At 70.7% G+C, this 20,854-nt stretch carries 17 protein-coding genes; 8 read left to right on the forward strand and 9 right to left on the reverse strand.

Going from position 1 to position 20,854, the window contains the following annotated elements:
• Nucleotides 1–2: 2 nt before the first annotated feature.
• The 7 genes from ACFPQ5_RS23285 to ACFPQ5_RS23315 all read right to left on the reverse strand — a co-directional run bounded on the left by ACFPQ5_RS23285 (nucleotide 3) and on the right by ACFPQ5_RS23315 (nucleotide 5,595).
• A complete protein-coding gene (locus ACFPQ5_RS23285) occupies nucleotides 3–854 on the reverse strand; it encodes an EamA family transporter (RefSeq protein WP_379761287.1) in 852 nt (283 codons plus the stop codon).
• Nucleotides 855–921: 67 nt separating this feature from the next.
• Nucleotides 922–1,788, reverse strand: a complete 867-nt coding sequence (pepA, locus tag ACFPQ5_RS23290; RefSeq protein WP_379761289.1) for a flocculation-associated PEP-CTERM protein PepA — start codon at nucleotides 1,786–1,788, stop codon at nucleotides 922–924.
• A 151-nt stretch (nucleotides 1,789–1,939) separates the two neighbouring features.
• Complete coding sequence (locus ACFPQ5_RS23295) at nucleotides 1,940–3,184, reverse strand: TCR/Tet family MFS transporter (RefSeq protein ID WP_379761290.1); 1,245 nt, start codon at nucleotides 3,182–3,184, stop codon at nucleotides 1,940–1,942.
• A complete protein-coding gene (locus ACFPQ5_RS23300; RefSeq protein ID WP_379761406.1) occupies nucleotides 3,181–3,849 on the reverse strand; it encodes an HD domain-containing protein in 669 nt (222 codons plus the stop codon). Before ACFPQ5_RS23300 ends, ACFPQ5_RS23295 begins: the two co-directional genes overlap by 4 nt.
• Complete coding sequence (locus tag ACFPQ5_RS23305; protein WP_379761292.1) at nucleotides 3,836–4,516, reverse strand: ribonuclease HI family protein; 681 nt, start codon at nucleotides 4,514–4,516, stop codon at nucleotides 3,836–3,838. Before ACFPQ5_RS23305 ends, ACFPQ5_RS23300 begins: the two co-directional genes overlap by 14 nt.
• A gap of 75 nt (nucleotides 4,517–4,591) precedes the next feature.
• Complete coding sequence (locus ACFPQ5_RS23310; protein ID WP_379761294.1) at nucleotides 4,592–5,179, reverse strand: YXWGXW repeat-containing protein; 588 nt, start codon at nucleotides 5,177–5,179, stop codon at nucleotides 4,592–4,594.
• A gap of 185 nt (nucleotides 5,180–5,364) precedes the next feature.
• On the reverse strand, nucleotides 5,365–5,595 hold the full coding sequence (locus tag ACFPQ5_RS23315) for a hypothetical protein (RefSeq protein ID WP_379761296.1): 231 nt from the start codon (nucleotides 5,593–5,595) through the stop codon (nucleotides 5,365–5,367).
• 232 nt (nucleotides 5,596–5,827) lie between these two features.
• Between ACFPQ5_RS23315 and ACFPQ5_RS23320 the strand changes: the two genes are divergently transcribed.
• The 7 genes from ACFPQ5_RS23320 (at nucleotide 5,828) to ACFPQ5_RS23350 (ending at nucleotide 17,307) form a co-directional block, all read left to right on the forward strand.
• Nucleotides 5,828–8,971, forward strand: a complete 3,144-nt coding sequence (locus ACFPQ5_RS23320) for a penicillin-binding transpeptidase domain-containing protein (RefSeq protein WP_379761298.1) — start codon at nucleotides 5,828–5,830, stop codon at nucleotides 8,969–8,971.
• A 91-nt stretch (nucleotides 8,972–9,062) separates the two neighbouring features.
• Nucleotides 9,063–10,367: a hypothetical protein gene (locus ACFPQ5_RS23325; RefSeq protein ID WP_379761300.1), complete on the forward strand. Its 1,305-nt coding sequence runs from the start codon at nucleotides 9,063–9,065 to the stop codon at nucleotides 10,365–10,367.
• Nucleotides 10,364–10,900: a hypothetical protein gene (locus ACFPQ5_RS23330; protein ID WP_379761302.1), complete on the forward strand. Its 537-nt coding sequence runs from the start codon at nucleotides 10,364–10,366 to the stop codon at nucleotides 10,898–10,900. Before ACFPQ5_RS23325 ends, ACFPQ5_RS23330 begins: the two co-directional genes overlap by 4 nt.
• Before the next feature lie 3 nt (nucleotides 10,901–10,903).
• On the forward strand, nucleotides 10,904–11,950 hold the full coding sequence (locus ACFPQ5_RS23335; RefSeq protein WP_379761304.1) for a hypothetical protein: 1,047 nt from the start codon (nucleotides 10,904–10,906) through the stop codon (nucleotides 11,948–11,950).
• Entirely contained in the window at nucleotides 11,947–12,963 is a 1,017-nt protein-coding gene (locus ACFPQ5_RS23340) for a hypothetical protein (protein ID WP_379761306.1), read from the forward strand. The genes ACFPQ5_RS23335 and ACFPQ5_RS23340 overlap by 4 nt, the downstream gene beginning before the upstream one ends.
• Before the next feature lie 29 nt (nucleotides 12,964–12,992).
• Entirely contained in the window at nucleotides 12,993–15,071 is a 2,079-nt protein-coding gene (locus ACFPQ5_RS23345) for an SPFH domain-containing protein (RefSeq protein WP_379761308.1), read from the forward strand.
• A gap of 10 nt (nucleotides 15,072–15,081) precedes the next feature.
• Entirely contained in the window at nucleotides 15,082–17,307 is a 2,226-nt protein-coding gene (locus ACFPQ5_RS23350; RefSeq protein ID WP_379761310.1) for an SUMF1/EgtB/PvdO family nonheme iron enzyme, read from the forward strand.
• Between the two features lie 500 nt (nucleotides 17,308–17,807).
• Here the strand turns inward: ACFPQ5_RS23350 and ACFPQ5_RS23355 are convergent, their stop codons facing one another.
• The gene (locus ACFPQ5_RS23355) at nucleotides 17,808–19,268 is read right to left on the reverse strand and encodes an FHA domain-containing protein (RefSeq protein ID WP_379761312.1); all 1,461 of its coding nucleotides are present in this window, start codon (nucleotides 19,266–19,268) and stop codon (nucleotides 17,808–17,810) included.
• Between the two features lie 109 nt (nucleotides 19,269–19,377).
• Complete coding sequence (locus ACFPQ5_RS23360) at nucleotides 19,378–20,325, reverse strand: PP2C family protein-serine/threonine phosphatase (protein WP_379761314.1); 948 nt, start codon at nucleotides 20,323–20,325, stop codon at nucleotides 19,378–19,380.
• A gap of 68 nt (nucleotides 20,326–20,393) precedes the next feature.
• Here ACFPQ5_RS23360 and ACFPQ5_RS23365 point away from each other — a divergent pair, with 68 nt between their 5' ends.
• Nucleotides 20,394–20,852 carry a GNAT family N-acetyltransferase gene (locus tag ACFPQ5_RS23365; RefSeq protein WP_379761316.1) on the forward strand — a complete coding sequence of 153 codons (459 nt, stop codon included), beginning with the start codon at nucleotides 20,394–20,396 and terminating at the stop codon, nucleotides 20,850–20,852.
• The last annotated feature ends 2 nt before the right edge of the window (nucleotides 20,853–20,854 follow it).

Consider the following 20,854-nt stretch of genomic DNA (forward strand, 5'->3'; position numbering starts at 1 on the left):
CGCTAGCTTAAACGCATCGCGGCGGCGCCGCAGGCGATCAATACGACCGCCAGCAGGCGCGCGCGGCCGATGCGCTCGCGCAGCACCAGCGCGGCGATCGCCGCCGCGAACAGGATCGAGGTCTCGCGCAGGGCCGCCACCAGCGCCACCGGCGCCAGCGTCATCGCCCACAGCGCGATCCCGTAGGAAGCCGCGGACAATGCGCCGCCGCCCAATAGCAGGCCGGGCCGGCGAAGCGCCGCGTCCAGCAGCGCACGGCGTTCCTGCGCCGTCCCTTGTGCCACCAGCGCCAGTGCGGTCAGCGCGAACAGCCACATCGTGTAGCCCGCCGCCGCGCCGGAGCGGCGCACCCCGACGCCGTCGATCAAGGTGTACAGGGCGATGACGCAGGCCGTGGCCAGCGCCAGCAGCGTGGTGCGGCTGGTCGTAAGCCTGTCCGCGCGTGCCTGGCGCCGGGCGTCGAGGAAGATCGCCAGCACGCCGCCGCAGACCAGGCCGAGGGCCAGCCATTGGCCCGGGCGCAGGTGTTCGCCCATGACGAGACCGGCCAGGGCGACGAGGGGCGGCGCGCAGCCGCGCATCAGCGGGTAGGCGTGACTGAGGTCGCCGTCGCGGTAGGTGGCGGCGAGCAGCCGGTAGTAGACGGTTTGCGCCAGGGCGGAGGCGGCGATGAAGGGCCAGCTGGCGGGAGCGGGCGCGGCCACGAAGGGCAGGCCGGCGGCGCACAGCAGGCCGGAGCCGGCCACGATCGCCATCGTCGGCACGCCGCTGGCGGCGTGCCGTTTCAGCAGGACGTTCCAGAGCGCGTGCATCAGGGCCGCGCACAGGACGGCGGCGATGACGAATCCATTCATATGCGTGGAGGAATAAAAAAGGCCCGGCAGAGCCGGGCCATTGTAGTGCAGCGGGTGCCTACGTGAATTACTTCACGCGGCGGCGCATTGCGCCCAGGCCGAACAGGGCGATGCCGAACAGGGCGACCGAACCTGGCTCAGGCACTTCGTTGAACTTGAACTGGCCGTTGTTGCTGACCAGGAACTGCTTGCCTGGAACGTTGCTGTAGGTGCCTGGGGTGGCGCCTGCGAGGCAGCCTGCGCCGGTATAGCCGGAGTACTGGCAGACGAGTTCGCTGACCAGGGTTTTGTCAGGCGAGCCGACGGTATTGGCGTTGGTGAAGGCGAACGCGAAATTCTTCAACTGGGACATGTCGACGTCCTTGTTGTTGTAGAAGTAGCCCGGAGCCAGCGCACCTTTCGCCGCGGTAGCGAAGACGCTGACGTCGCCATTGTTGGTCGGGTCTCCGTTGGCGTTCACGCGGCCGCCGCCACCTGCCAGGATCGTGAACTCGCCGATCAGGTTGCCGAGGTTGGCGCCATAGTAGCCATCGGTGCCGGCGTACTTGTCGTTCACCGGGTTCTGGTACATGCGGATGGTGCCGCTGGTGAACTGGAAGGCGCCGCTGAAGTTGCCGGTACCCTTTGCTTCCATCGTCGCGGTGATGTTGCCGCCTGCGTAGGCGACCGGGAAGAGCGAGCTCAAGCCGCCTTTGCCGTCCGCCTGGACGATGTTGAACACGGCGTGTTCCACGAAGCTGAACGAGGTCGGGCCGGTGTTGGTCAGCTGGATGAAACCGTTGCCGTTGACGTCCAGGTATTCAATGATGTTGCGGCCGGTTTCGAGGCCGCCGCCGATCGGGTTGAAGGTCCAGTTGTTCATGACTTCTGCCTGCGCGGCGCCGGCGGCGAGGGCGATGGCTGCAGCGCAGCCGAGTTTTTTCAGAATGCTCATGTTCTTGTCTCTCAGGTAGTGGTTGGAACTGCTTCCTCTTTAGCAACAACCGTGCCAGCTGGAAATATTTTATAAAAATCAATTAGTTGCGTTTTTGCATGTCCAATTGCGTTTACTCACTGTAAAGATTTTCGACAGGAAAAACGCGTTTTCATGCGGCATCTCGCCTGCGTCGCTGCCGGAAGTAGCGCAGCGCCGCCAGCACGGCCAGCGCTTGCATCGCGGCCGACAGGAAAAAGGTGCTGCCGATGCGCGGGTCGCTCGGCGGCAGGTGGCTCACGGCGCCGAGGATGGCCGAGCCGACCAGGGGCATTAGGACGACGCCGATGCTGTTGATCGACTGAAGTGAGCCCATCAGTTCTCCCTGCTCGCCGGCGTCGGTCGCGCGCGAGACGATGCCCTGCAGGGCCGGTCCGGCGGCGAAGGCCAGCAGGTTGCAGCAGATGAAGAGGTACATCATCCAGCCCTGGGTCGCCAGGCCGTAGAGCACATAGGTGATCGCGCCCGACGCCAGGCCCAGCACCGCCAGGCGCGCTTCTCCCAGGCGCCTCAGCAGGACGGCCAGCAGCCAGGCCTGCACGATCACGGTGGCCAGGCCGACGCAGAACAGGGCGATGCCGTTGTCGCGCGGGCTCCATCCGAAGCGGAAGGTGGTATACAACACCCAGGTGCCTTGCGTCATCATCTGGGCGAAGGTGCTCAGCGTGAAGACGATCACCAGGCCGCGGACGTCCTTGCGTCCGAACAGGCGTTTCAAGGCGTGCAGGGGATTCACGCGCTGCCAGTCGAAGGGGCCGTGCACGCGCTCGGGCAGGGATTCGGGAACGAAGCGCCAGCCGTAGACCAGGTTGAGCCCGGCCAGGCCGGCGGCCACCCAGAACGGCAGCGTCAGCGAGATCTCGCCCAGCAGGCCGCCCAGCACCGGACCGCAAATGAAACCGATGCCGAAGGCGGCGCCGATCTTGCCGAAGCTTTTGGCGCGGTTCTCCGTCGTCGAGACGTCGGAGGCGTAGGCCGAGGCGACCGACATGCTGGCCGCCGACACGCCGCCGATCGCGCGCCCGACGAAGAGCCAGGCCAGGCTCGGCGCCCAGGCCGTGACCAGGAAGTTCAGGCACATCCCGCCCATCGAGTACAGCAGCACGGGACGGCGGCCGACGCGGTCGCTGAGCGCGCCCAGCATCGGCATGAACAGGAATTGCAGCAGGCCGAACACGGCCGCCAGCACGCCGTACCACAGCGCCTGCTCGTCGCGGCCTGGCACGAACTGGCCGACCAGCACCGGCATCACCGGAATGATCAGACCGATGCCGAGCACGTCGATGAAGACGCTGACCAGCACGAAGCCGAGCTTGCCGGCCGGGGCCTTCGTTGCAGGCGGCAGCACGGCGCTCATGCGGCCTTGCCCAGCCACTCGGCGGCGAACTCGTCGCGGAAGGCCAGCAGGCGCGCCAGGCGCCGCTCGGCCAGGGCGCGGCCGGCCTCCAGCTGCATCATGCCGGGCAGGCGCGCCAGCTTCACCATGATGTGGTCGAGCGTCCAGGCGCCGTCGTCGTAGGCGCGCTCCAGTGCGAGCGGATCGCCCGGGTGCGCCAGCGCGCGGCCCATGCGTCCCGAGATATAAAACATGCGCGCCAGGCCGACGGCGCCGAGGGCGTCGAGGCGATCGGCATCCTGCACGATCTTCGCCTCGATCGTGCGCGGCGCGATCGCGGCCGAGAAGCTGTGCGCTTCGATCGCGTGGGCGACGCCGTCGAGCCGGCCGGCGGGAAAGCCGAGCTTGGCCAGTTCGCTGCGGGCCAGCTGCGCCGCCCGGGTCGAGGCCTGGGCACGCTCGGGGTGGTCCTTCGGCAGGTTGACCAGGTCGTGCAGATAACAGGCGGCCATCACGACCAGCGCGTCGGCGTCAGGGTGGTATTCGAGCAGGGCCTGGGCGCTGCGCCAGACGCGCTCCAGGTGGCTGGCGTCGTGGGCGCCATCGGTATCGGCCATTGACGCGGCGGTGGAAGCGGCGAGGGCGACCAGGCGCGGGCGCCAGGCGCTCAGTTCAGGGGACAGCATCGGACTCCAGTTCGGGTGGGCTGCTGGCGCGCTGCGAGAGCGCGTCGGCATCGAGGTTCTTGTGGCGCGGCACCCAGCGCAGCGTGGTGCCGGGCAGGCGCGCCAGCAGGGCCAGCGCGCGTTCGCGGTAGGCTTGCAGCACGGCGGCGCGTTTAGCCGGCGGCGCGGCGACGTCGTCGAGCACGACGCGGCTGTCGCCGTAGACGGTGAGCTCGCGCGCGCCCTGGGCCAGGGCCGCTTCCAGCACGGCGATCAGGGCCAGGTACTCGGCCTCGCTGCTGTTGCCGTAACCGGCTGCCTGCGACAGTTCGACCAGTTCGCCGTTCGGTCCGAGCAGGCGCGCGCCGATGCCGCAGCGGCCCGGATTGGGCCGCGCCGAACCGTCGAACCAGGCGCGCCAGGCGGTCGGCGCACCGGCATGGCGCGCCTGGCGCAGGGCCAGCGCGGCGGCGCGGGCGGATCGGCGCGCCAGTGCGCGGGCGCGTTCGGCTTCGCGCAGGGCGGCGCGTTCGGCCAGCAGGGCGGGCAGGCCGGCGGCGCCGGCGCTGGCGGCGAGCGTGATGCGCAGCGCCTGTTCCAGCGGGAGCTCTTGTTGCAGGGCCAGCTTGCGGCTGGCGGCAAGTTCGGTACGGTTGGCGGCGCCTTGCAGGCGGTCGAGTTCGGTCATCGCGACAGCATAACCGCTTTTATCGCGCACGCAAAAAAGCGCCCCGCAGGGCGCTTGGTGGAGGACAGCCGTCGATTATCGGCGGTACGGATTGTCCGGACGGTAGTCGCGCTCGTTGCGGACGCCGTCGCCGTCCATGTCGCGGTCGCGGCGGTTCGGCACGCCGTCGTTGTCGAGATCGCGGTCGTAGCGGTTCGGGATGCCGTCGCGGTCGGTATCGCGCCCGCCCATGCGGCCATGGCGCTCGTAGCGGTCCGGCACGCCGTCGCGGTCACGGTCGCGGTAGGCATAGCCGTCGCGGTAGCCGTCGTGGCGGCCGCGATTGTCGTAGAAGCCCTGGCCGCGGTAGCCGTCGCCGCGCGGGCTCCAGTACCCCTGCTGCATGTACCAGCGGCCGCCGCGTTGCTGCCAGGCCGGCGGCGCGTACACGTAGCCCGGACGTTCGACGATGTAGCTGCCCGGTACCCAGTGGTGGCGGTGGCCGCGCCACTCCCAGTAACCCGGCGACCAGATGTAGCCGCGGCGCACGGTGGGCGCGCGTTCGTACAGCGGGGCCGGCGGGGCCGAGCCGATGTAGAGTTCGACGTTCTGTGCCATCGACGGCAGGGGCGCATAGGCGGCGCCGAGGGCGATCAGGGCAGCGAGGGCGAAGGGGGATTTCATGTTCGTTCTCCATCTCCAAAAGCGGATGATTCAATATATCAATCGCTTGAGCGAAATGGGGCGTTTGACGCATGTGCTTACAACTGAAACAGATTGCAGCAGCTGGGTACGACAGAAGTGAGGCGGGGTAAGGAAGAAGGAGTGCGCGGGTACGCCTGATCAGGCGCCCCGGCGCACACGGGCAATCAAATGCGGCTCCCGGCTTTGCGCTCGGCCAGCACGGTCGGCTGTTCGGTGCCCGGGCGCTTGCCCTTGACCACCACCACGGCCATCTTGGTTTCGGTGGCGATGCTCGAATCCTGGATGGCGGCCGGGCGGGCCTGGGCCTGTTCCAGCGGGCTGCCGACGAAGCTGGCGCAGCTGGCGGCGGCGAGGGCAACGACGAAAACGGCTTCCATGTGCTTGGCGAGGTTCACGGTGTTTCTCCTTGCGGGTGGGTTTGCGATGTGTGCACTGTAGCCAAAGGACCTTCCTGTCTCCATCGGATTGCGACGAGGTGCATGAAAAGCGGGATGGCCTGCACAAAAGCGGGTGCGACGCGCCGCTCGCAACGTCGCTCAACTCGGCGCTAACGGCGTGCTTTTCCCGTCCCCTCCGCTAGACACGGGCGGACGCGGCCGATCCCGGCCGTGCGATGAGGGAGAAGCGATGTTCGCCACGGTATTTGCCGGACTGGCCGGGTTGGCCGGAAGCGGCCGCGCATGGCGCCGCGCGCGCAACCTGCGTGCGGGGCGCGTGCGCAGCAGGCCTCGGATTGCCGCCGTCGCCTGGCAGCCGGGGCCGCGCCTGTGGCTGGCGCTGCCCGCGCTTGGACTGGTGCTCGGGGGTGCGCTGCTCATCGCCCAGCACGCGCGCTCGCTGGCCGCGCTGGCCCCAGGCGCGTCGAGCGGCGGGCCGGTGCGCAGCCTGGGCGCCTTCCAGCCGGCGCTGCCGGGAATCTCGTTCAGCGTTCCCGCCACCGCCGGCGTCACGCTGAGTGCGCAGCCGGGTGGGGCCTTGCTGGTCGTGTCGCACATGCGCGGCGAGCGGCCCGTGGTGATCGACCTGTGCAGCCAGGCGCTGGCGGGCAGCGGCGGACGGCTGGCGCCGCTGCGTATCGGCTACCCGTTCGCCGAGGCCGCGCGCTGGGCGGCGCGCAACGCCGGCGGCGCCGCTGCGCTCACGCTGCGTAACGTCGTGCTGGCCGGCGCGGGCATGCCGAAGGTCGACATCACGGGTTCGCTCGGCGGCGCCCTGCGCCTCGGCTGGCAGGGCGACGCGCGCTGGATCGGCGACGTGGGCGCTGGCGCGATCGCGCGCGGCAGCAAGGGAATGGCGATGCTCGGACGCGAAGGCTGGCTGGTCTGGGGCGAGGACCGGGCGCTGCGCATTACGCGCCGCGCGAATGCCGCCTGCGTCCAGGGCGGCGACCTGGTGCTGACTTCGTACGTCCCCGGCGGCGCGGGCGGTGCGCTCGTGGCCGCGTTCCCCGAACACGGCCGGGCCCGCAGCCTGCGCCTGGCGCCCGGCGACTACCGCGTGCCGGGCGAGGCGCCGGCGGCGCTGGAAGACGGCGCGCTGTTCGACGAGCTGCTGGCGCGCGGCCTGGTGCGCCTGTCGAAGGGCGGCATGATCGAAACCGTCCCGCGCGACCTGGCGGCCTGGCGCGCGGCCGATCCGGCCCAGCGCACGGCCGACCTGCGCAGCTGGGACGGCGTCGTGCTCGATGCGGGCGGCCGGCGCCTGCTCGAGCGCCTGCATGCGCGCGCCGACGGCGCCTACGTGCGCGAGCAGATCCGCGTCTTCAACGGCGAACGGCGCCTGCTTGCCTGGCGCCTGCGTCCCGGTGCGCAAGCCGCCTGGCTGGCCCAGGCCGGCGCCATCGCGGCCGCCACCAGCGAAGCCATGCCGCTGGGCGCCGCGCGCCTGTTCGACAGCCTGCCGCAAGGCTGGGCGCCCTGGCAGCGCATTGCCGACTGGCCTGCGAACGGCGCCAACGCGCGCCTGAGCCTGACGCTGGCGGCGCCCGCGCGCGGCGGCGAGCGCATCGAATTGATGCTGGCGGGGCGGGTGCTGTCGGTCGAGGGTGCCACCGTCGCCGGCAGCCGTCCTGTTTGCAGCGGACGCGCCTGCAGCGCACCCGACGAGGTGCGCGAACTGGTGCTGGCGCCGCAGCCGGGCGTGCGCCGCATCGTGATCGAAGCGGCCCCGCTCGACCTGGCGGCGATGGGGGGCAATGGCGACGCGGCCTATCGCCATCTGCAGGTGCGCGATGGCCAGCTGGCCTGGCAAGCCATCGCACAGCCGGCGCGGGCCGCCACGGCCGCGCCGGTGCCGGTGCAGCTGGCCGACAGGAGCGGCGCGCCGCTGTGGGAAGCGGGCAGCGCGACGGCCGCCGCGCGCGCTGCCGGCCTGGCGACCCTGCTGGGACTGGATGCGCGCCACGGCAGCAGCATCGCCGGCATGCTGGCGCGTTTGCCGGCACCGAGCGGCCGACCGCACGCGGCCACGCTCACGCTCGATCTCGACCTGCAGCGCAGCAGCCAGGCAGTGCTCGACTGCGTCGGCCTGCGCCGCGGCCAGTGGGACGGCGCGCGCTGCAGCGGCGGCGTGAACCCGCCAGCCAAACGTCAAGCCGGCCTGGTGGTGCTCGACACCGGCAGCGGCGACATCCTGGCCGCCGCCGGCAGCGGCCTGGCAGCGAACGCCCCCTGGCCCGAGCTGCGCGACTTCGACCGCGTCGATCCGGCGCGCAGCCCGCTGCGCCAGAGCGCCTTCCAGCACGACGGCGGGGCCGAGCGCAGTCCCGGCTCGACCTTCAAAATCGTCAGCGCGCTGGGGCTGGAGCTGGCGGCGCAGCGCGATCCCCAGCTCGACGCGCTGCTGGGCGGGATGCCGCTGGCCGGGATCAACGCCTATGCCGCGGCGCGCGGCTACGCCTTCCGCACCGACGGCGCCACCTATCCGCTCGGCGGCAGCGGTGCGCGCATCACCAACTTCCGCGACGGCACCCTCGACCGGCGCGCCCAGGACGGCAAACTCGGCCTGTCCCAGGCGCTCACCTATAGCCTCAACACCTGGTTCGCCTGGGGCGCGGAACTGAGCGACGCCAGCCTGCTGGGCAAGCCCCAGGGCGGCGTGCCCAGCCTGCGCGCGCTCGACGCGGCGGCACTCACCGGCGTGCGCCCCATCCTCGACATGGCCGAGCGGCTCGGCTTCGAACGCCCCATGCCGCTCGACGGCGGCCTGCTGCCGGCCGACTACGACTGGCGGAACTGGGACGCGCTGCAGGCCAGCGTCGCCGGCTTCGACCCGATCGGCACCCGCCACGAGCTGCGCCAGATGGCGATCGGCCTGCGCATGCAGGCCACGCCGCTGCACATGGCGCTGGCGGCCGGCGCGGTGGGCGAGGGCAGGGCGATCAACCCGCGCCTGCTGCTGGCGCTCGACGGACGCCAGGCCGAGGTCACGCCGGGTGCGCCGCTGGGCGTGCGCCTGGACCGCATCCGCGCCGGCCTGCACGGCGTGGTCACCCATGGCACGGCGGCCAGCGCCTTCCGCGCGCCGGAATTCGAGCGCCTGCGCCCCGGCCTGTTCGGCAAGACCGGCACCGCACCCGTCGGCGACGAGGGCCAGGCCACGGTCTGGTTCACCGGCTGGCTCGAGCCGGGCAGCCTGCCGGGCCAGACCCGGCGCCTCGCCTTCGCGGCCTTCGTCAGCCGCTCCGAGGCGACCGGCGGCGAGCACGCGGCGCCGATCGTCGCGGCCCTGCTGCGAACCATGGCGCAAAAGCCTGAACAGAAGGACAAGTAGGCCTCTCCAGCGCGCCTCGATTGTGTGTTTCTGTGGCATGATTTACAAAATCCCTTATCGGGCGGATACGTCACTGGAACAAGAGGAAGGTATGCGTTTGCCGGGAACCCGGTATCAGGAACCAGGCTGGGAGCAGGTGCGCAAGCTGCTCGGCGCCTGTTCACTCGACGTGTTCATGCACTGCGACCTGGCGGGGCTGCTTGCCGAGACACAGGTCGAAGAAGGCCCAGGCCTGTACGTGGACCTGCTGGCCGAGCGCCTGCACGCGGCCGCGCGCAGCCCGCGCGGACAGGCGGCCGGCAACAGCTATGGCGACAGCGTCGCCGAACTGGCGCTGCTGCTGGCCTACGAACTGGCCGCGCGTCCGGCCGACTGGGAGGCCATGCGCACAGCGCTGGCCGCCGAGCACGCGCGCCAGCCTGCTTTCTGGCGCCAGCCCGGCGGCGAAGCGCTGCTGCGCAAGAAGGTGAACGACATGTTTGCGCTATTGCGCGACAAGGTCGACGCCGACAACTACCAGGTGGCCTGCGGCCGTCCCTGCAGCCCGAACCGTATCTACGCCTACCGCATGCTCGACACGGCCTACGGCGAGATCGCGCGCCTGTTCGCCGCCTGGCGCGAGCACCGCGCCCAGGTCGGCGCCATCCTCGGCCGTCCGCTCGACAGCGTGCTGCCGATCGAAGTGCGCCAGCTGGCCTCGATCCGCGGCTGCCGGCCCGAATGGATCCTGCGCTGGAGCGCCACCCTGGAACGCTTCACGGGATCTCCCGGGCCGCTGCACACGCGCTCCAAGCGCTTCGACAGCCTGAAGGAAAACGCGGAGAAGATCGGCGAGATGCTGGCCGAGATCGGCGAATACGAAGCCCTGTCCAGCAACCGCGACCGCGACTGGCTGCAGGATGCCGACACCTCGGCCGCCTGGCTGGAAGACTACTGGCGCGTGCTGGACGAATCCGAGGCGGGCAGCACGCCGGGGCCGGACTTGATCCTTGAAGCGCTGGAAGACGAAGACGACGCGGACGCGCCGCCGCTTCCGGACGCCGGTCTGGAGGCCAACGAGCCCGAACTGGCGCTGCGCGCGCAGTTGGTTTCACTGCCCCCCGGCTTTGTACAGGCAGCGGCGGCAGCGCAAGAACCCGACAGCTGGAGCGCGCGCATGCTGGCGCTTGAAACGCCCGCCGTGCGCCTGGCCGTCTACCTGAAGCTGCTCGGCCCCGGGGACGACAGCTATCCGGACGCCTGGCGCGACCCGGCGACGAATGCGCTGCCGACCATGGCGCAGCTGGCGGCGCTCGACGCCGTGTCGCTGCCGACGCTGCGCAAGCGGCGCGACGCCGCGATCGCGCGCCTGCACGGGGCGGCATCATCGAATGAAAGAGGCAGGAGGAGCGAATGACGAATACCGATACCAGGCTGCGCGAACGCCTGCTGCTGGGCGCGCGGGTCGAAGGCGACCGCCTGATGCTGGCGGACGCCGTGCTGATCGCGGCGCTCGACGGCAGCCGTCCGCTGCGCCCGGCCGAACGCGCCGCCTTGCAAGGCTCGCCGCTGACGACGCGCCGCCTGCGCACGCTGGCCTTGGCGCGCCGCGCCGCCGCCAACGACACCTGGCGCGGCAGCGGCGGCATGCTGCGCGCCGCCGACAGCGGCCAGGCTTTATTGGAACTGGCCACCGACGACGGTTGCTGGCGCCTGCATTTTCTCGATGGCGCGCGCGTGATCCTGCAGCTGGTGGCGGACGCTCCTTTCGCAGCACGCCTGCTGCGCGAGTCGCCGCACCTGCGCGTGCTCGACGGCGCGGGCCAGGAACTGCTGGCTGGGCGCCTGGACCGCGACGGCGAGCTGGAAGGCGCTTGGCCTTTCGAGGACGAACCCGCGGCGCACCTGCAGCGCCACGGCGCCGTCTTCAGCGTGGAAGCGGCGGTGTAGGCGATGATGCTCGACCTGTTCAAGCGCATGGCGCGCGCACCGTCCTTCGATGCCACGGGACTCGGCACGCAATTGGTCGCCCGCCCCGCGCCCGCGGGCTGCCTGCTGCCGCCCGGCGCCGTCGGCGTCGCCGTGGATGCAGGCGGCCACACGCGCCGCGTCGCCGCCGGCGGCCGCTTGACGCTGACGGAGAACGAGAGCGGCTGGTGCTTCCATCCCGGTCCCTACGAATGCGATCTCGTGCCCTTTGCCGCCGCGCCGGAGATCGGCCTGCGCGTGCACTTCGCGATCGACAGCCCGGACCCGCGCATGACGCAGCAGCGCTTCGATTTGTTCCTGTCCAGCGAAGGGGCGGGCGAGCTGGCGCTGGCGGCGCTGGCCGCGCGCATCGAAGCGGCGCTGCAGCGCGAACTGGCGCAGGGCAATCTCGAACTGCCGCCCTGCACCACGCTGGACGAATGGAATGCCTTCCGCGCCGGTTTCAACCAGTTGCTGTACACCCGCTTCGGCGTGACGGTGGACGATTGCGTGCCGGTCGACCTGGCCGGCACGCGCGACTTTGCCCGCGGGCTGGCGGCGCGCGCGCAGGCTGCGGCGCCGGTCGTGATACCCGATCTTCCCGTACCGGCGCAGGACGTCGCCGACCCTGCGCGCGACGATGCCCGCGCCTTGCGCCGTCTGTTCCTGGAACTGCCCTGCGTGATGTGCCGCGTGCGCCAGGCGGCGCTGCCTCAGGGCCAGGACCTGTTCCACCAGCAGCAGGCTCTATTGCAGCGCCTGGACCTGGTCTGCCTGGCCGCATCGACCATGCCGGCGCTCGGCCTGGCCGCGCCCGGCCAGCCGCTCGACCAGCAGAACCAGCTGCGCCGCGCGCGCCACAGCCTGCGGGCGGCGGGCGCGCTCGACGAAGCCTGGGCTTTGCTGGCGCGCCTGGAACGGGCGGAAGACGAGGGGCTCGACGCGCTGTTCGACGAGGCTGACCGCATCGTCGCCAATCTCGAAGCCGAGCTGGAAGCGCGCAAGCGCGTGCTGGCGGAGGAGGTCGCATGAACGCGCCTCTGTTGAAACGGCCCGAGACCGTGTCGGTGCGCAGCCGGCTGCAGGACGGCGGCTTCGTCACCGTCACGGCGACACGCCGCCCGCGCGGCGGACGTGCCGACGTCAAGTGCAGCGCCCCCGGCGCACCCCGGCTGGCCGCGCGCATGGCGCTGGTTGCGCGCCTGGCGCGCCACACGGAAGCGCGCTACGACAGCCGCGACCAGGTCGTGATCGGCATGGACCGCGCGCCCGGCGAGCAGGAGCGCGACTGGGAGCTGGCCGTGGTGCTGGCCGACCGCGCGGTACGCGGCCTGCTGGCTTTACCGCTTGAGGCGATCGCGAACGGCTGGTCCGACGACTGGCAGCGCGGCCGCGTCGAAGGTCACCAGGTTGCGGACCTGCCGGCCGATGCGCTGCGCGGCGGGCCTGGGAATCTGCAGCATCTCGGTGCATTGCTTGGCCAGCCCGATGCCGCCGCTTCCGTCTCCAGCGCACGCGCCTGGTTCCCGCTGCACAGCGGCGGCATCAACGACAGCCTGTGCTGGGTCGAGGTCAGCGTCTATCCTTTGGCGCCGGGGGAAGATGTCGGCGACGAGGCGATCGGCGTGCCGGGAATGGACGGCGTGCGCCAGCAGGCCGTGCGCCAGGCCCTGCTCGGTGCGCGCCACTTCGACGGCGCCGCGCAAGCGCGCTGGCGCACAACGGTGCGCTTCGGCCAGGACGGCCTGCACGGCAGTTCCTACGAGCTGGCCCTGGTGCTGGCCGACCGCCTGGCGCGCGGCCGTGAGTTCGTGCCGCGCGGGCGCATCATCGCCAGCGGCGCCTCCAGCGCCTGGCATGCGGGACTGGTGGAAACGGTCGAGGGACTGGGCCCGAAGTGCGCGCTGATCGCGCGCGAGGCGCAAGCCGGCGACCGCGTCCTGCTGCCGCGCGCCTGGGAAGCAGACCTGCCTCCAGGCCTCGCCGATGCGCTGCGCAGCAAGGGCGCCAGCCTCGCCTGCGTGGACCGTATCGGGATCATCTAGAATACGCATCAACCAAAAGGAAAGAGATCATGGCCCAGATGTTCGGTTTTGGCGGCAGCCGCTGCCCGCGCTGCGAGCACAGGAATGCGGGCGGCGCCGGCTATTGCGCGGCCTGCGGCATCACGCTGGGCGCGCCGCGCACGCCGGTGCTGGTCGATAACCGCTGGATCGCCGGTCCCGACGAACTGGCCGTGTTCTTCGGCGTGCGCGCGCTGTCCGGCCTGTTCGTGAAAACCCTGCGCGTGCCGGCCACCGCGCGCGCCTACATTTTGCAGGGCGGCCAGGCCACCGAAGTGCCGCAGGGCGAATACGAGATCGAGGGCTTCTTCTCGCGCCTGAACCACCTGCTGCGCGACGGCCACGCTGAGATCCTGGTCACGCGCACGGGCGCGTTGCCGGTCGACTTCAGCTTCGACGACCTCGAGACCGCCGAGCACCTCGCGGTCGGCGCGCAGTTCAGCGTCAGCGTGCGCATCGAAAACGTGCCGGCCTTTGCGCGCCACTTCATGACCATGCCCGGCACCGTGACGACCGGCCAGCTGCGCGATTTGCTCACACCCGCGGTGCGCCAGCTGGCATCCGAGTTCGTCGGCGCGCGTTCGCTGCGCGAGATGGCGGGACGGCGCGAACTGCGCGCCGAATTCGACGAACGCCTGCAGGGTGCGCTGCGCCTGCTGCTGGCCGACTACGGCCTCGGCGTCGTTGCGGTCGACACGCTGGCGCTGCGCCACGATAAATTCGACGCCAACCGCGCCCGCATCGGCACCCTGTGGCTGGCGGCCGACGAGCGCCGCGTCAAGCTCGAGCACGCGCGCCAGCTCGAGGAACTGTACGACGAAGGCGAGTGGCACAAGATCACCCGCGAAGAGCAGAACGCGCGCCTGCGCCTGCGCCAGCTGGGACTGCGCCAGAACGAGACCCTGGATCGCGCCGAGCTGACCCTGGCGAACGCCGAACGCGCGCAGGCCGTGCGCGCGCGCGAACTCGACCTGTTCGCGCGCGTGGCAGAATCGAAGTCGCGCCGCGAAGCCGTCGAACGCGGCGCCGGCGAGATCCTCGCCGAACTCGAACACGAGCTGGCGCAAAGGCGCGGCCAGCGCGCGGTGGAACAGGCCGAGTGGCGGCAGCTGCAGGGGCTGGCCGCGATCCGCATGCGCGGCGCGCTCGAAGTGGCGCAGCAGGAAGCGCTGCAGGCGCGCACGCTGGCGCGCCAGCGCTTCTCGCAGCAGCTGTTGACCCAGCAGATCCGCAACAAGGTCGAGCAGGCCAAGGAGATCGAAGACGCCTCGCGCCAGCGCGCGGAACTGGCGCGCCTGCGCGCGCTCGAGGAGGAGGCGGCGCAGCGCGCGCGCGCCCTCGACGAGGAAGAACACAAGGCCCAGTTCGACCTGCTGGTGCTGGCCAACACCGCGCGCCGGCGGGCGCTGGAGCGTGAGGAGGAATGGCTCGAACTGCAGGGCCAGGCCCGTGTGCGCGAACACTCGCGCGCCGACGACCTGGAAGCTGAGGCCGTGAAGCAGCGCCTGGAGGCCTTGCGGCGCGAAGGCGGCCAGCAAGAGGCGATTGCCCAGCACGAGAAGCTGCTGCGCACGATCGAGGCCGAACACCGCCAGGCGCGCGCGGCGAAGGAGGTCGAGCTGCTCGGCGAGGAGCGCCTGCGCCAGCACGCCCTGGAACTGGGGCGCCTCGAGATCGCGCGCAACGAATCGATCGGACAGATGGACGACACGGCGAAGCTGGCCGTGGCCGCCGCGCCGAATGCGGCCGTATTGGCTGATTATCTGAAAACGCGGGTGCACGCGGGCATGGACGCCGACCAGCTGGCGGCCCTGGCCGGCGTGGTTGCGGCCGGCGGCGCAATGAGCGCGATGGATGCGCTGCGGCTGGCCCAGGAAACGCTGGAGCGCGAGCGGGCGCGGCGCGAGCTCGAGGTCGACAAGGACCGGCGCCACCAGCTCGACCTGCTGGCGTTGCAGAACGACGTCAACAAGACGGCCCTGAACGCCCAGGCCCAGGCCGTCGCGGGCACAAGCCGCGCCTGCGCCAACGGCCATCCGGCGCGGCCCGAGGACCGTTTCTGCGGCGCCTGCGGCGCGCCGCTGCCTTGAGCGGGACCCGATGCAAACCGCCATCGACAAGATCCGCGAACTGCGCGCACTGCACGAGGACGGCCTGCTGAGCCGGCAGGAGTTCGACCAGCGCAAGAACGCGATCCTCGATGCCGCCCATGCGCCGGCGCAGGCGCCCGCCGCGCCGACGTCTTCGCGCGGCACCGAGCTGGGGCTGATGGCGGGCCAGCAGGTCGGTCCGCCGAACCGGCGCTACCGCCTCGAGCGCCTGATCGCGCTGGGCGGCATGGGCCAGGTCTGGCAGGCGACCGACCTCGCCACCCATGCGGAGCTGGGCCACAGCGCGCAGGTGGCCTTGAAAATCCTGTCGCCGGAACTGACCGAAAGCGCCAGCCACGCCAAGCTGCTGGTGCAGGAAGCCACGCGCGCGCGGCGCCTGGCGCACGAGCACATCGTGCGCGTCTACGACTGGGCCCAGGACCCGGCAACCAGCAGCTATTTCGTGATCATGGAATGCCTGGAGGGCGAGGACCTCGACAGCCTGCTGGCGCGCGAAGGCGCGCTGCCTTTGGCGCGGGTGCTGGCGCTGCTGCGGCCCGTGGCCGAGGCCCTCGACTATGCCTGGGAGCGGCATCGCCTGGTGCATCGCGACATCAAGCCGGCCAACGTCTTCGTGACCGCGCGCGGCGACGTCAAGCTGCTCGACTTCGGCATCGCCGCGCGCGCCCGTGCCGGCGGCCGTACTGCCACCGAGGCGCCGGCGCTCTCCGGCACGCCCGGCTACCGTGCGCCCGAAGCCGGGTCGCCCGGCAGCGTGCCCGCGCGCCAGCTCGACGTGTATTCGGTGGCGGTGATGGTGCACCAGATGGTGAAGGGCCTGGCGGCGCCGGCCATCGGCGAGCCGCCGCGGCCGCAAGAACTGAACGACGCCCGGTGGGAGGCCTTGCGCAGCGGTTTTGCGCAAGACCCCGCGGCGCGGCCGGAGAGCGTGACGGCGCTGCTCGACCGGCTCGCCGCGCCCGATGCGCCTGCATCCGTGCCTGACGCGATCGTCGTCGAACCAGCCGTGCCGGCAGCGCCCGAGCCGATACCGGCACCGGAACCAGAACCAGTGCCCGAGCCCGTCGACAGCCAGGCGGACGAGCGCAGCCGCAACCTGGCTGCAGCCGCCGCCCAGGCCGCCCGCCAGCAGCTGCGCGAACAGCAGAAACGCGAGCGCCTGGAAGCGGAAGCGGCGCGCCGGGCCCGCCGCGACGCCCTGCGCGAGCAGCTGGCCGCGCGCCGCGACGAGGAAGTGGCGAAGACGCGCCAGGCCCAGGACGAGGCCCAGCGCAAGCTCCTGCAGGCCAAGGCGGCCGCGGCCTACCTGGCCGAACAGGAGCGCGCACGCAAGCAGCCCACCCCGCAGGAGGCGCCGGCCCCCGCACCAGCGGAGCCGCCAACCCTGCTGCGCGACCGCTTCCTCGACACGGAAGGAGCGGCCCCGGAACTGGTCGTGCTCCGCGCCGGCCGTTTCCAGATGGGCTCCCCCGAGCACGAGCGGAAAATCGCCATGGCCTGCGGCGCCCAGAAGAACTGGCTGGCGCGCGAAACGCCCCAGCACTGGGTCGGCATCGCGCGTCCCTTCGCCATGGGCCGCTATCCGGTGACGGTCGGAGAATGGCGCGTCTTCGTTGAAGCGACCGGCTGGCAGCCCGGCGGCGAGGTCGACTGGTCGGCGCCGGGCTTCCCGCAGACCGACATGCACCCGGTGGTCGGCGTGAGCTGGGGCGACGCCCAGCGCTACGTGGCCTGGCTGAGCGAGCGCACCGGCCGGCGCTACCGCCTGCCCAGCGAGGCGGAATGGGAATACGCCTGCCGCGCCGGCACCAAAACCGCCTTCAGCTTCGGCGACGCGATCGACACGAATCTCGCCAACTACGACGGCAACTTCACCTGGAACGGCGGCGCCCGCGGCGACTACCGGCGCGGCACCACGCCGGTGGACCATTTCGCGCCGAACCCCTGGGGCCTGCACGACATGCACGGCAACGTCTGGGAATGGGTGCAGGACGTCATGCACGACAGCTACGAGGGCGCGCCGCTCGACGGCAGCGCCTGGGAAGAAGGCGGCGAACGCGCGCGCCGCATCCTGCGCGGCGGGTCCTGGCTGTACAACCCGCGCTACCTGCGCTCGGCGCTGCGCAACGGCTTCTCGGCCGTGATGTCGAACGATATCGTGGGGTTCAGGGTGGTACGCGAACCCGACGAAGAGGGCGCGCCGGACGAGCGCTGACTCCACCCTACGGTACGCGGCAGTCCGCTGACCGCGATTTCCTCGGGGTAGCGTGTGGGCGCCGCCATGCGGCGGGCGTAGGCTTGTGGGGTGATATTTCTATCGCACCCAGGAGGCGTGCCATGAAAATCCCCGAAGAGCTGCGCATTCCCGCGATCGTGTTCGGACTGCAGGCGGCGCTGCTGGCCGGCTGCGGCCTGATCTTCATCGTGATGCTGACGCAGGGGCACTGAAGGCCAATGCCAGTCATTTAAGCAGAACCGTTGTTGGCTTCGCCAATTTTTTTCTGTTGTAGGGTGGGCACTCCGTGCCCACGCGTTACGTGCGCCTCTCGCATACGTGGCTCGGACCGATTGCTAGCAGCTACGACACTTAATTGTCAGGTTCGGTACAAGCGGCTTGGGCACGGCCGTAGGTGAACGCACGAGCTCGTACCGCGTGGGCACAGAGTGCCCACCCTACGGTGCCGGCGCAAGGCCATTGGGGCCCGGTCGGCAAATTCAGGCGCCGGCGGCGCGGCGGTCTTGCGCTGCCCGTTCCTGGCGCAGTACCAGCGTGGCTGGCCCCTTGCGGTGTTCCGGATAGGGCCGGGCGGCGAAGCGCGCGCCTTGCGGCCAGCCCGACAGGCCCGCCGTGTTCACGGTCGGGCTCAAGGCGGTCTCGACGCCGCTCCTCGGATCGAGGTGCCAGAAGCCGCCGTCGCGGTGGAACAGCAGCGGCAGCCCGAGCGCGGCGAGGCGCGGCGCGGCCTCGAGCTTGCGTTCCGCATCCATCACATAAAAGGCTTCGTGCTCCATGCCGGCATCCAAGCGGTGCAGCAGGATCCCGTTCGGCAGCACCGCCGTCACTTCCAGCACGGCCACCCCCGGAATGCTGGCCGTGAGTTCGATGCGCATGCCGGGACGCAGCGGCGTCGGCGCATGCTTGCCGGGCCAGGCGCCGTCGACCAGCAGGCCGTAGCGCGACACGTCCTCGATCTCGAAGCCCTCGCGTCCGCGCCGCAGCAGCGCGTGGCGGCTCGAGATGCGGCGCGTCAGTCCCTCCAGCACGAGGCCGGATTCTCCGTGGTGCATCAGGCGGATGTCGGCATCGATCGCACCCGGCTCGTTGCGGCCGATGACGCATTCGTCGAGGGCGAACAGGCGCAAGTAACGAGGAGAATGCGGAGGACCGTGCGCAGCGTCGTGTACCAGGCAGGCCGTGCCGGCCGGGCAGGGATGCTGCGCGGCTTGCTCCGGCACGTCGATCTCGAGCAGGTCCTCGTCCCAGGCGATGCTGGAAAAGCCGAGGTCGATCTTGCCGCCGCCCTCGTTGTCGAGGTCGAGGTGGGCGATGCCTGCGTTGGTCGCGCGCAGGTCGATGTCGAGCGCGCCGCCGCCAGTCCTGGCTTTCAGGCGCGCGATCGAGGCATCGTCCGCATGCACGCGCACGTTTTTATGCGTGGCGAGGAAGGTCTGGTGGATGTCGTGCAGGCTGGCGTCGGCGCGCGGCGCCAGGATGAGTAAAGTGGCGATCCAGGTGCGCGCGGCGGCCTGCGCGCGGCTGTGCAGTTCGAGTTCGATGCGGTACTGGCCGTGTTCGAGTCCGCGCGAGGAGAATTCGAGGAAGACCGGCAGCCACTCGCCGCGCACGGTGCGCGTGAAGCTGTGGCGTTCGCCGTTTTCCAGCTGCAGGCGCGAGCTCGCCAGCAGGGTGACCCCGGCCGCGGCGTCGAGCGGCATGCCGCGCAGTTCCAGCTTCAGTACTTGCCGGCCGCCGGCCGCGCGCGGGTCGAAGCCGCTAATGTGCAAATGCGGGTGCAGGTGCGGGCGCGGTGCGGCGGGTGCGGGGATGGGCGCGGCCGACGGCAACGGCGCCTCGTTCGACGCGGATGCCTGCGGATGGCCATGCGTGCAGGTGCTGTCCCCTGGCATCACCCAGACGGTGCAGTGCGGATGATCGGGATTGTTGCAGCGGTTCATGGCAGGCCTCGTGGACCGGGGAAGCTTACGCGGATTCGCCCAGCCGTGGCGCGCGCTTCCGGCCGCTTGAAGTTGATTTAGTGCATCATTTCCTATTGTAAAGCAAACCTTATTGCGGGAGCGCGGTTTCGTCGCGGGCGGCGCCATGGACGCGCAGCACGATGGCGGTCAGGTTGTCCGGCTGCAGGCCGAGCGGCGGATGTGTCTCCATTTCGCCAAACAGGGCGTCCAGGCAGGCCTGGGCAGAGTCTTGGGCGAACAGGCGCGGCCAGCGCGCGACGAACTCGGCGGGGTCGCGGCAGGACCAGAAGCCGTCGGTGGCGAGCAAGTAGGTCGCGTCCGGCCGCAGCGTGACAGCGCGGCGGTCGGGCAGGGCGCGCAGCCAGGGCGGCAGCGTGTTCCCATCCAGTGCGACCAGGCCATCGTCGAGACGGGCCGGATCGAGCAGCGTGTTCCCGAGGATGAAGGCCTGGGCGATCTGGGGCGCGTGGCTGCCGTGCACGTGGTGGCGCCAGGCCTCCTCGTCGAGCAGCCCGCCGATCGCCAGCACGGTGGCCGGGACGTGGTCGACGCTGAGGCAGCTGACCGCCTGCGGCGTGATTTCGTAGAGGCGCGAGTCGCCCGCATGCCACAGCAGGGGAGGACCGGACGGCGGGATCTCGAGCATGGTCAGCGTGGTGCCGGGACGCGGCGCCGCTTCCATCAGGGCGTCGAAGCGCGCCTGGAGCGTGTGGTGCAGGCTGTCGAGATGCCGGGTGAGCGTGGGGATGTCGGCGCAGGCGGGGATCGCGAGCAGGCCGGCCGCGACCGACTCGGCCGCCTCGCGCCCGTGGCCGTGCCCGCCCATGCCGTCCATGACGGCCAGGCGCCGGTGGCCTTGCGGCCAGTGCGCGAGCTGGGCCGATTGCGTCCGGCCGTCGCGCAGGTAGGTAGCGCGGCCGGTGCCGTCGATCACCAGGAAGTTGTCCTGGTTTTCGAGGCGCTGGTGGGGGCCGGCGCCGATCCGGCTGGCCGCCGCGACCTCGAACCGGCGGTCCTTGTGTGCGCCTTTAGGCATGCTGCTTCGCTCCTTCATCGATGGCATATCGTATGGTATGTTAATGCCTGGCCCAATCCTCGCACGCCATGCTGATTCGACCCTTCGATACCGCCGACCTGCCCGCCTGCGCGCGCCTGCTGCGCGCCAGCGCCATCGAATTCATCGTCCACGAATCGCCGCCCGAGGGCGCCTGCACCTTCCTGCGCGAGAACGACGAAGAGGGCATCCGCAATTACGTCGCGGCGGGGCACGTGTACCACGTGGCGGTCGATGGCGGCGAGCTCGCCGGCTTCATCGCCATCCGCGACAACAGCCATGTCTTCCACCTGTTTATCGACAAGCGCTGGCACGGCCAGGGACTGGCGCGCAAGCTGTGGGACACCGCGCGCGCCGCTTGCCTGGCACGCGGCGGCAGCGGCGCCTTTACCGTCAACGCCTCCAACTACGCGGTGCCGGTCTATGCCTCCTTCGGCTTCGAGCGCACGGCGCCGACCCAGTGCGTAAAAGGCCTGTACTTCAACCCGATGCGCTTCGCTCCTGCGTAGCA

The organism is Massilia suwonensis, assembly GCF_042655665.1.
In the GTDB taxonomy this organism is placed as follows: domain Bacteria; phylum Pseudomonadota; class Gammaproteobacteria; order Burkholderiales; family Burkholderiaceae_D; genus Telluria; species Telluria suwonensis.